At 66.5% G+C, this 9821-nt stretch carries 15 protein-coding genes; 12 read left to right on the top strand and 3 right to left on the bottom strand.

Features of this window, described 5'->3' with window-relative positions:
* The first annotated feature begins 3 nt into the window (after nt 1-3).
* From FIV34_RS21385 to nadS, 4 genes are all read left to right on the top strand, one after another.
* Nucleotides 4-129 (top strand): hypothetical protein, encoded by a 126-nt coding sequence (locus FIV34_RS21385; RefSeq protein WP_281286820.1) that lies wholly within the window; start codon nt 4-6, stop codon nt 127-129.
* 32 nt (nt 130-161) lie between these two features.
* On the top strand, nt 162-1052 hold the full coding sequence (locus tag FIV34_RS18745) for a cytochrome c oxidase subunit 3 (protein WP_139985021.1): 891 nt from the start codon (nt 162-164) through the stop codon (nt 1050-1052).
* A gap of 221 nt (nt 1053-1273) precedes the next feature.
* Nucleotides 1274-1597, top strand: a complete 324-nt coding sequence (locus tag FIV34_RS18740) for a type II toxin-antitoxin system RelE/ParE family toxin (RefSeq protein WP_139985020.1) — start codon at nt 1274-1276, stop codon at nt 1595-1597.
* The gene (nadS, locus tag FIV34_RS18735; RefSeq protein WP_139985019.1) at nt 1594-1881 is read left to right on the top strand and encodes a NadS family protein; all 288 of its coding nucleotides are present in this window, start codon (nt 1594-1596) and stop codon (nt 1879-1881) included. Before FIV34_RS18740 ends, nadS begins: the two co-directional genes overlap by 4 nt.
* 67 nt (nt 1882-1948) lie before the next feature.
* On the opposite strand, the gene FIV34_RS18730 is transcribed toward nadS, so the two are convergent.
* Nucleotides 1949-2185: a twin transmembrane helix small protein gene (locus FIV34_RS18730; protein ID WP_211352661.1), complete on the bottom strand. Its 237-nt coding sequence runs from the start codon at nt 2183-2185 to the stop codon at nt 1949-1951.
* Between the two features lie 41 nt (nt 2186-2226).
* On the opposite strand from FIV34_RS18730, the gene FIV34_RS18725 reads away from it, so the two are divergent.
* Genes FIV34_RS18725 through cyoE form a run of 4 tightly spaced genes read left to right on the top strand, consistent with a single transcriptional unit; the run spans nt 2227 to nt 5577 of the window.
* Nucleotides 2227-2961, top strand: coding sequence for an SURF1 family protein (locus FIV34_RS18725; protein ID WP_139985018.1), 735 nt, complete (start codon nt 2227-2229; stop codon nt 2959-2961).
* Nucleotides 2958-3518: a hypothetical protein gene (locus FIV34_RS18720; protein WP_139985017.1), complete on the top strand. Its 561-nt coding sequence runs from the start codon at nt 2958-2960 to the stop codon at nt 3516-3518. The genes FIV34_RS18725 and FIV34_RS18720 overlap by 4 nt, the downstream gene beginning before the upstream one ends.
* Entirely contained in the window at nt 3518-4663 is a 1146-nt protein-coding gene (locus FIV34_RS18715) for a COX15/CtaA family protein (RefSeq protein ID WP_139985016.1), read from the top strand. The genes FIV34_RS18720 and FIV34_RS18715 overlap by 1 nt, the downstream gene beginning before the upstream one ends.
* Nucleotides 4660-5577 (top strand): heme o synthase, encoded by a 918-nt coding sequence (gene cyoE / locus FIV34_RS18710; RefSeq protein WP_139985015.1) that lies wholly within the window; start codon nt 4660-4662, stop codon nt 5575-5577. Before FIV34_RS18715 ends, cyoE begins: the two co-directional genes overlap by 4 nt.
* Here cyoE and FIV34_RS18705 read toward each other — a convergent pair whose 3' ends face one another.
* Nucleotides 5578-6414: an alpha/beta fold hydrolase gene (locus FIV34_RS18705; protein ID WP_246058676.1), complete on the bottom strand. Its 837-nt coding sequence runs from the start codon at nt 6412-6414 to the stop codon at nt 5578-5580.
* On the bottom strand, nt 6407-7528 hold the full coding sequence (gene hemH, locus FIV34_RS18700; RefSeq protein ID WP_139985014.1) for a ferrochelatase: 1122 nt from the start codon (nt 7526-7528) through the stop codon (nt 6407-6409). The genes FIV34_RS18705 and hemH overlap by 8 nt, the downstream gene beginning before the upstream one ends.
* 106 nt (nt 7529-7634) lie before the next feature.
* On the opposite strand from hemH, the gene FIV34_RS18695 reads away from it, so the two are divergent.
* From FIV34_RS18695 to tatC, 4 genes are all read left to right on the top strand, one after another.
* Nucleotides 7635-8324, top strand: coding sequence for a lipid-binding SYLF domain-containing protein (locus FIV34_RS18695; RefSeq protein WP_139985013.1), 690 nt, complete (start codon nt 7635-7637; stop codon nt 8322-8324).
* 77 nt (nt 8325-8401) lie between these two features.
* Nucleotides 8402-8641 carry a Sec-independent protein translocase subunit TatA gene (gene tatA, locus FIV34_RS18690; RefSeq protein ID WP_139985012.1) on the top strand — a complete coding sequence of 80 codons (240 nt, stop codon included), beginning with the start codon at nt 8402-8404 and terminating at the stop codon, nt 8639-8641.
* 15 nt (nt 8642-8656) lie between these two features.
* Nucleotides 8657-9082 carry a Sec-independent protein translocase protein TatB gene (gene tatB / locus FIV34_RS18685; RefSeq protein ID WP_139985011.1) on the top strand — a complete coding sequence of 142 codons (426 nt, stop codon included), beginning with the start codon at nt 8657-8659 and terminating at the stop codon, nt 9080-9082.
* Entirely contained in the window at nt 9069-9821 is a 753-nt protein-coding gene (gene tatC, locus FIV34_RS18680; RefSeq protein ID WP_139985010.1) for a twin-arginine translocase subunit TatC, read from the top strand. The genes tatB and tatC overlap by 14 nt, the downstream gene beginning before the upstream one ends.

The raw sequence follows: 9821 nt of genomic DNA, 5'->3' as shown, positions 1-9821 counted from the left end.
TCAATGAACGGCAAGATCGACATCCAGTTGGACGAGCGCCGCCGGCACGCACGTCGCACCGCGTGGATCGCGGGCGGCGTGGCCATCGGCATCTTCGTCCTGTCGATCGTGCAGATGCTGAAGCTGTAACGGCCATAAAGCGACTTCCACGGGAAACCAGCATGGGTCACCAGCAACAAGACGCTTATTACGTACCGAGCAAGAGCCAGTGGCCGATCGTGGCCGCGGTATCCATGTTCGTCACCGTGTTCGGCGCGGCGCACTGGCTCAATGCCGAACCGGGCGATTCCGGTTTTGGCAAGACGGTGTTCTGGGTCGGCCTGGTCATGATCCTGGGCATGTTCTTCGGGTGGTTCCGCTCGGTCATCAACGAATCGATGGCCGGCAGCTACAACACCCAGGTGGATCGTTCGTTCCGCATGGGCATGATGTGGTTCATCTTCTCCGAGGTGATGTTCTTCGGGGCCTTCTTCGGCGCGCTGTTCTACGCCCGCATCTTCTCGGTGCCCTGGCTGGGCGGCGAAGGCCACGGCGTGCTTACCCACCAGTTCGTGTGGGAAAACTACAGCGCGGCCTGGGGTGCCTCGGGCGGCGGCGGCCCGGACAAGATCGGTGGTTCGTTCCACACCATCGCGGCATGGGGCCTGCCCCTGCTCAATACGCTGATCCTGCTGTCGTCGGGCGTCACCATCACCATCGCGCACCATGCGCTGAAGGCGGGCCACCGCAAGGCGCTGCTCATCGGCCTGGGTGCCACCGTGCTGCTGGGCGCGACGTTCCTGTTCTGCCAGGCGCACGAGTACGCTGAAGCGTACGAGCACTTCAACCTGACCCTGGGCAGCGGCGTCTACGGCGCGACGTTCTTCATGCTCACCGGCTTCCACGGCATGCACGTGACGCTGGGCACGATCATGCTGGCGATCATCTGGGTGCGCTGCGCCAAGGGCCACTTTACGAAGGACGACCACTTCGGCTTCGAAGCCGTGGCGTGGTACTGGCACTTCGTCGACGTGGTCTGGCTGGCGCTGTTCCTCTTCGTCTACGTGCTCTGATCACCGGGCCCGCGAAAAAAACCCCGCCTCGGCGGGGTTTTTTTTGCGCGATTCCCTGACATGACGGCGCGGGTTAGGGCGACTGGGCCCCCGATGGCTTGTCGTTGACTCTTCCATGGCCGGCGCGCAATGCGCCATCTCCCAGGAAGAGTCATGAATCACGCCACACGCACAGAGGGTGCGTCATTGACAGATATGCGTCAATGGCGCACCATTCAACCATGACTTTCGTCGAGACCCCGCTGTTCACGCGGCGGGTGCGGGATCTCCTCGATGACGATCAGTACACCCGGCTTCAACACCACCTCACGCTTCACCCCGACGCAGGCGACCTCATCGAAGGCACCGGTGGCCTCCGCAAGGTTCGTGTCGCCATGGCGAGTCGGGGAAAGAGCGGTGGCGCGCGCGTCATCTACTATTACTTTGGACAGCATGCTCGCGTTGGCATGCTTCTGATTTACGCGAAGAACGAGCGGGACGACCTGACGTCCGAACAACGTGCGACTTTGCGAAAAATCGTCGAACAATGGAATCAACCGCCATGACCACTTTTTTCGATGAACTGCTCGAAAGCGTCCAGCAGATGGACGAAATCCACCGTGGAAAGCGCGCGCCATCGCGCGAGTTCCAGGTCGACCCGACCACCATCAAGGCTATCCGCGAATCCACCGGGCTATCCCAGCCAAATTTCGCCAAGGTGCTCGATGTGGACGTGGGAACGCTCCGTAACTGGGAGCAGGGACGGCGCGAGCCCACCGGGCCGGCGAGGGCCCTGCTGCGCGCTATCCGCAACGATCCGCAGAACGTGATGGCCGCCCTGGTGGGCTAAGCGGCAGGGCCATGGGGCCGATTGCCGCAGTTTGCGGCGGCGCGCCTTGGTGGCTGGTGGGGGCGGGTTAGAATTGGCCGACGTCATGGGGGTGCAGCCACCCCATGAAGATGCCCAGGGCCACCATGGCGATGAGCAGCAGCGAAAGGCCGATGCGGCGGGTGAGCGCCCAGACGGTGCGCTTGCTCTGGCCCTTGTCGGTCATCATGAAGAACAGCGCCTGGCCCAGGTTAAAGAGCACCACCAGGAGCAGGACCACCAGCGCGTATTTGTAGATGGTTTCCACGTGACCGTTCCGCTTCATTGCGACAATCCGAGTATAGCCGTGGCCGCGCGGGGCTTTGCATGAGCTTGCTGCGCCGCCCGACGTGGTTCGCTGTCGCACTGACGGTGGCCGGCGTGCTGCTTTTTACGCGCCTGGGCGTGTGGCAGCTGGATCGGGCTGACGAAAAGGACGAGCTCCTGCGGCGCTACGCCGCAGCCAGCGAGGCGCCCGTGGAGGATTTTGCCAGCATCGCCAGCGCGCCGCCGGCGGATCGCTACCCCCGCGTGGCCCTTTCGGGCGTCTACCTCCCGGGCCACCGCTACGTGCTGGACGACCAGACCCGGGCGGGCCAGGCCGGCGTGCACGTTTACGTGCCCTTCCTTCCGAAGGGCGACAACCACGCGGTGCTGGTGGACCAGGGCTTCCTGCCACGGGAAGCGGGAAGCTTGCCGAAGCTGCCACCCGTGCCCGAAGCACCGGCGACCTTGCTTGGCCTCTACGTGCCCCCTCCGGGTGTCGGCATTCGCCTCGGTGGCGATCGCCTCCCGGAGCAGAAGGGGCCCGACAAGACCCTGGTTTATGTCGACCTGGGCGAAGTCGCCGCTGACCTGCATCGCTCGCTGTATCCTCGCGTGTTGCTGCTCGACACCGACCCGGCCTCGATCTACGCCCGCGAATGGACGCCGGCGGTGATGCCGCCGGCGCGCCATCGCGCGTACGCCTTCCAGTGGTTCACCTTCGCGCTCGCCGCGGTCGTGATCTTCGTCCTTCTCCACCGCAACCGGCGGCGCCGCCCGCGCAACGAGAACCCATGAGCGAATCCCAAGCCAACGCCACCCGTAGCGGCCGCCTGAAGCTGGTGCTGATCATGCTGGTGTTCCTTGCGCCCATCGTGGCCGCGGGCATCCTCACGCTCACCGACTGGCAGCCGCAGGGCAAGGGCAACGGGCAGCCGATCCTGCCGCAGCGCAGCTTCGAAAGCGTGCGCGTGGACGTGGCCGGCAAGCCGTGGGCCTGGCGCGACAGCGAGCCGCGCCTCACGCTGGTGGTGCTTCCGGGCCCCGCCTGCGCCGCCGAATGCCTGAAAACCCTGGCGCTGATGCGCAATGCCCGCATCGTGCTCAATCGCAACGCGGATCGCCTGCGCCTGCTGTACGTGGGTACCGTGCCGACCACCGCCGACGCGCAGGCCGTGATGGCCGATTACGCCATCGGCAGCGGCGGCGAGGCGACGTTCGCGCCGTTCCGCCCGACCACGCCGGACACGGTGTCCGCCGTGCTGGTGGAATCCAATGCCACCGCGCTTGCCTGGTATCCCGCCGGGTTTGATCCGAGTGGCCTGCGTAAAGACCTGCAGAAGGTGATCCGCTGATGTCGCCCCGTGCCGTGAAAACCCTGCGCACGCTCGCTCTCCTCGCCGCGCTGTTCGCGTTCGGCGTGGTGATGTTTGGTGCGTTCGTGCGCCTTTCCAACGCAGGGCTGTCGTGCCCGGACTGGCCGACCTGCTACGGCAAGGTCACCTGGCCCGGCCACGCACAGGACATCGCGCAGGCCAACCAGGCCTTCCCGGATCGCCCGTACGAAACGCACAAGGCCTGGCGCGAGCAGGTCCACCGCTTCCTCGCCGGTAGCCTGGGCTTCATGGTGCTGGCCATCGCGCTGATCGCGGCCTGGCGCCGCAAGGCGGCCGTGGCAGCCGTGCTCGTCGCCGCGGTGTTCGCGGCCGTGGGCGTGGTCATGTATATCCGCGGCGAGCACGTCATCTCGTCGGTGCTCTCCGCGCTGGCGATTGCGCTGCCCTTGTTCGCCGCCGCAACGCTTGACCGGCCGGGCGCATGGCGCGTCGGTGTCGCCGCGCTCGCGGTCATCATTTTCCAGGCCATGCTCGGCATGTGGACGGTGACCCTGCTGGTGAAGCCCATCGTCGTCACTGGCCACCTGCTGGGCGGCATGGCCACGTTCGCCCTGCTGGCCTGGGCCGCGTTGCGCTGGTGGGGCGTGGGCGCGACGGACGGGCGCTACGCCGCGCTGCGCGTGCCGGTGGCTATCGGCATCGTGGTGCTGGTGTGCCAGATCACCCTCGGTGGCTGGACGAGTTCCAACTACGCCGCCCTGGCCTGCGGCACGGATTTCCCGAAGTGCATGGGTGCGTGGTGGCCGCAGACGGACTTCCCCGAGGCCTTCGTCCTGTGGCGTGGCATCGGCGTGAACTACGAAGGCGGCGTGCTCGACATGGCCGCACGCAGCGCCATCCAGCTCGCGCACCGCATCGGTGCCGCGGTGACCTTCCTTTACCTGGCGTGGCTTTCGCACAAGCTGGCGCGTGCGGGCCTGCGTAAGGTGGGCATCGCCGTGGCCGTGGTGCTCGTGGCGCAGGTGTTGCTCGGCATCGGCAATGTGCACCTTGGCCTGCCGCTGCCCATGGCGACGGCGCACAATGGCGTGGCCGCGCTGCTGCTGTTTACCCTGCTTGCGGCCCTGGCCAGCACGCAGCGACTTCCGTCGGAGACCCCGTGACCAAGTTCAAGCAATACCTGGAGCTGACCAAGCCGCGCGTCGTCGCGTTGCTGGTGTTCTGTGCGGTCATCGGCATGTTCCTGGCGGTCGATAGCGATGGCAACCGCGTGCTCCCCACCTGGCAGTCGGGCCTCTTCGGCACGCTCGGCATCTGGCTGGCCTCGGCCTCGGCGGCGGCATTCAACCACCTGATCGACCAGCGCATCGACAAGCTGATGGCGCGCACGTCGCACCGTCCGCTGGCCACGGGCGAGCTGACGCCGATGCAGGTGTTCGTGTTTGCGATGAGCCTGGGCATCGTCTCGATGCTGGTGCTCGTGCTGCTGGTCAACATGCTCACCGCGGTGCTGACGTTCTTCTCGCTGATCGGTTACGCGGTGATCTACACCGCTTACCTGAAGCGCGCGACACCGCAGAACATCGTCATCGGCGGACTCGCTGGCGCCGCACCGCCGGTGCTGGGCTGGACGGCGGTTACCGGTTCGCTGCACCCGTACGCGCTGCAGCTGCTGCTGATCATCTTCGTGTGGACGCCGCCGCACTTCTGGGCGCTGGCCATCTTCCGCGTGGATGACTACTCGCGCGCGCAGGTGCCGATGCTGCCGGTGACCCACGGCGTGACGTTCACCCGCTGGCACATCCTCTTCTACACGGTGCTGTTGTTCCTGGTGACCCTGCTGCCGTTCCTTACCGGCATGAACGGCCTCATCTACCTGTTCGGCGCCGTAGTGCTCGGCATCGGCTTCCTCTGGTACGCGGTGCGGTTGTTCTCGTCCACCGACGATTTCTTCCCGATGAAGATGTTCAACTACTCCATCATCTACCTGATGGTGTTGTTCGCCTTCCTGCTGGCCGATCACTGGCTGGTGGAGCCGGTGATCCACCTGCCGGTGCGGTTCGAACCGATCGTCTGATCAGAAGGCGTTGTGCACCCAGTTCGCGACGGCGGCAGGGTGTTCCATGTGCAGGTGATGGCCGCCATCCATGTGGGTGACGCGGATATCGTCGACGCAGTCGATGCGCACCTGCAGCGACTCCGGCTCGAGATACGGCGGATGCGGCCGCGCCAGCAGCAGGGAGGTCGGCGCGGCGAGGCCGAGGAGTAGCGCCATCACCTGGGTTTCCGCCAGGCGCACGGCGGTCGGTCGCGACAGGCGCGGATCGCTGCGCCAGCTGTAGCCGTCGCCCGAGGGTTGCAGGCCGCGTTCGACGATATGCCTGCCTAGCGCAGGGTCGAGCCCACTGGCCATCGCCCGCGCTTCCGCCGCGGCCTCGATGGTGGGGAAGACGCGCAGGGGGCGATTGCCCGTGGCCTTGATCGCCATCGCCTCGCGGAACCGGTCCAGCGTGCGCGACCCATCGTCACCCAGCGGGCCGAGGCCTTCGATGAGGGCGAGTCCGCGCATGCGTTCCGGTGCGGCAATGGCTGCGAGCGTCGCCACGCCCGCACCCAGCGAGTGGCCGAGCAGGTGGAAGCGGGGCAGGGCGAGCGCGTCGGCGGCGGCCAGCAGCGCACGGACGTAATCGACGTGCTGGTAAATCGTGGACTCGGGCAGGTGCCCCGAGTGCCCGTGACCCGGCAGGTCGAGGGCGATGACGTGGAAGCGGTCGGCCAGGAGGGGCGCGAGCAGGGCGAAGCTGGCCGCGTTATCGAGCCAGCCGTGCACCATCAGCAGCGGCTGCGCGTCCGGCTCACCCCACGAAAGGCCGGCCAGTTCGAGGCCGGGGATCGCTATCTTGAGCTCACGCACCGGCGCCTGCCTTGCGCGCGCGTTCGCGGGCGGCGGCGAGTTTCACCGCCTCGGCGGCGGCATCGTAGGCGGGGTCGAACTCGGGCCAGCCCTGGCTATGGGTGAGCACCAGGTCGGCCAGCGCGGCCACGTGGGCCGGCGCGCTGTTCAGGCAGGGGATGTAGCTGAGCGTCTCGCCGCCCGCCTCGCGGAAAAACTCCGCATTCTGCATGGCGATCTCTTCCAGTGTTTCCAGGCAGTCCACGGCAAAGCCGGGGCTGATCACGTCGATCCGCTTGAGGCCGCTGGCACCAAGGGCGCGGATGGTCTCATCGGTATACGGATGCAGCCAGCGCTCGCGGCCCACGCGGGACTGGAAGCTGAAGAGCGCTTCCTCTTCGGACAGCCCCAGCGCCTCGCGCAGCAGGCGCGCGGTGGCATGGCACTGGCAGTAGTACGGATCGCCCGAGCGCACGTAGCGCTCGGGGATGCCATGGAAGCTCATCAGCAGCTTCTCGCCACGGCCGTTGGCCGCCCAGTGGGCGCGGACGCTGTCGGCCAGCGCCGCGATGTAGGCCGGGTGGTCGTGGTAATCGTTGACCTGGCGCAGTTCCGGCGGCCAGCGCAGGCCTTTCACCGTGTCGGCCACGGCGTCGAAGACGCTGCCGGTGCTGGTGGCGGAGTACTGCGGATAGAGCGGCAGCACCAGCAGGCGGCGCACGCCTTCACGCTGCAGTTTCGCCACCGTGGCGGCCACGGAAGGCTTGCCGTAGCGCATCGCCAGGGCGACGGTGACCGGGCCCGGCCGACGGCGCGCCAGTTCCGCGCCCAGTGCGGCGGCCAGCGCCTCGCTGCCGGTACGCAGGGGCGAGCCCTCCGCCGTCCAGATCCGCTGGTAGGCGTGGGCCGAGCGCTTTGGGCGAATCCTCAGGATCACGCCGTGGAGGATCAGCTTCCAGAGCAGCCGCGGGTACTCGATGACCCGTGGGTCGCCAAGGAATTCAGCAAGGTAAGGCCTGACGGCGGCCGCGGTGGGCGCCTCAGGTGTACCAAGATTAACCAGCAGCACGGCTGCCTTGGCCGGAAGGTCATGGGAATGCCCGTTCAGGCCGGTATAGTTCGGGGTACCTGGCATCGGATTCGGTGTTCGCGGGGACCAGCCCAGTCTGCCATACGCAGGCGATGGCCTCTCGCCGCACATTGCCGCGGATCCTGCCTAAAGCGCCCTCAAGGAGCCATCGATGACCTCACGCCTTTCCCTGCTCGCCCTCGGCCTTGCCGCGTTGCTGCCTTCCCTGGCCGCCCAGGCAGCGGACCCGCCGCGCAAGCAGGCGCGCGAAGCCGTGAGGGTCCTCGACGAAATGATGAACGACGCCCCGGACAAATCCCTCCCGGGCGACCTGCTGAAGAATGCCTGCGCCGTCGCCATCATTCCCGGCATGGTCAAGGGCGGTTTCGTGTTCTCCGGCGCCAAGGGCGAGGGCGTCATCGCCGAGCGCAAGGACTGCACGGGCACCTGGTCCAATCCCAATTTCATCTCCACGGCCGCCGCGGGCGTGGGCTTCCAGGCTGGCATCCAGTCCATCGACGTGATCCTGGTGTTCCGCACCCAGCGCGGCGTGGACCAGATCATCGACGGCCAGTTCACCATGGGCGCCAGCGCCTCCGCGGCCGCCGGCCCGGTCGGCCGCTCGGCCATGGCGGCCACCAATGGCAAGATGAACGCCGAGATTTACACCTATTCGCGCGCCAAGGGCCTGTTCGCCGGCATCTCGCTGGATGGCTCCCGGATCAGCATCGATGACGACTCGAATGAGGAAATCTACGGCTCGGGCATCACCGCTCGCCGGATTTTTGAAGGCGGCGTCACGAATGTTCCAAGCGAGGTGAACGCATTCCGCGATAAACTCGAGGAGTACACTCAGAAGTGAGTGTCGCTCCATCCGGCGTCCCACGGGGCGCCGGCCCCGTCCCATCGGTGCCCTGAAGGGGGTGCCCCGAGGTTCTCATGAGCATTACCCATATCGTCCTCCTGCTGCTCGTCGTCGTGCTGATCTTTGGCACGAAGAAGCTGCGCAACATCGGCTCGGATCTGGGTGGCGCCATGCGCGACTTCAAGAAGGGCATGGATGGCGGCGAAGAGGAAGAGCAGCGCCGTCGTGATGCCGAGAAGCTGCGCGCGGAAAGCACGTCCACGCAGGAAAACGTCCGGCGCGATAGCACCGAGACCCACGACCGCAACCCGTAACATGCGCCTCGCCCCATGATCGAGATCAGCTTCGGAAAGCTGCTGCTGCTCGCCCTGGTGGCGCTGATCGTCCTCGGCCCCGAGCGCCTGCCGCACGCCGCCCGCACCGCGGGCGCGCTGTTGCGTCGCGTGCGCAACGGCTGGGACAGCGTCCGCACGGAAGTCGAACGCGAAATCCAGGCCGAGGAAATCAAGCGCACCCTGCGCGAGACCGCCGACAGCGCCCGCGCGGCCCACGAGAACGTCCAGAAGGATTTCCGTGACGCTGGCACCGGCGTGGGTGACGCCTTCCGCGACAGCAGCGCCCAGGTGCGCGATGCCTATACTGACGCCCAGTCCGCACATGCGGGCCGGCGCGAGCCTGACCCGGAGCGCGACATGCTCCCGCTGAACCAGGGCGGCGACGAGCCCGGCCGGAACGAACCGCATGACCGCACGTGATCCGTCGGCCGAAGACGAACTCGAGCAAGGCCTGTTTTCCCACCTGATTGAACTGCGCAGCCGCCTCATGCGGGCGATCGTGGTGCTGCTGGCCGTCTTGCTGGCACTGGTGCCGCTGGCCAACCACCTCTACGCGGAACTGGCCAGGCCGCTGGTGGAGAAGATGCCCAATGGCGCGCATCTCATCGCCACCGAGGTCGCCAGCCCGTTCGTCACGCCGCTGAAGCTCGCCTTCTACGTGGCGCTGTTCATCAGCATGCCGATGATCCTGTACCAGCTGTGGGCTTTCGTCAGCCCGGGCCTGTACCGGCACGAAAAGCGCCTCGCACGGCCGTTGCTGGTGGCTGCGCTGGTGCTGTTCTACGCGGGCTGTGCCTTCGCGTACTTCGTGGTGATGCCGGCGGCGTTCAAGTTCCTCAACGCGGTGACGCCCGAAGGCGTGGCCATGATGACGGACATCACGCACTACCTCGATTTCGTATCGCTGATGTTCTTTGCCTTCGGCCTGTGTTTCGAGGTGCCGGTGGCCGTCGTGATCCTCGCCGCCATGGGCATCGTGGACGCCGAGAAGCTCAGCAAGGGCCGTGGCTACGCCATCGTCGGCGCCTTTGCCATCGCCGCTTTCATCACCCCGCCGGACCTGCTGTCCATGGTGATGCTTGCGGTGCCGATGTGCCTGCTCTATGAAATAGGGCTTCTGTCCGTACGATTCCTGCTGAAACCCGCCGAACGGGAGTAG

Source organism: Luteibacter pinisoli (genome assembly GCF_006385595.1).
In the GTDB taxonomy this organism is placed as follows: domain Bacteria; phylum Pseudomonadota; class Gammaproteobacteria; order Xanthomonadales; family Rhodanobacteraceae; genus Luteibacter; species Luteibacter pinisoli.
The sequence above is the reverse complement of the archived record's forward strand: the minus strand, read 5'-3'. Positions and strand labels throughout refer to the sequence as shown.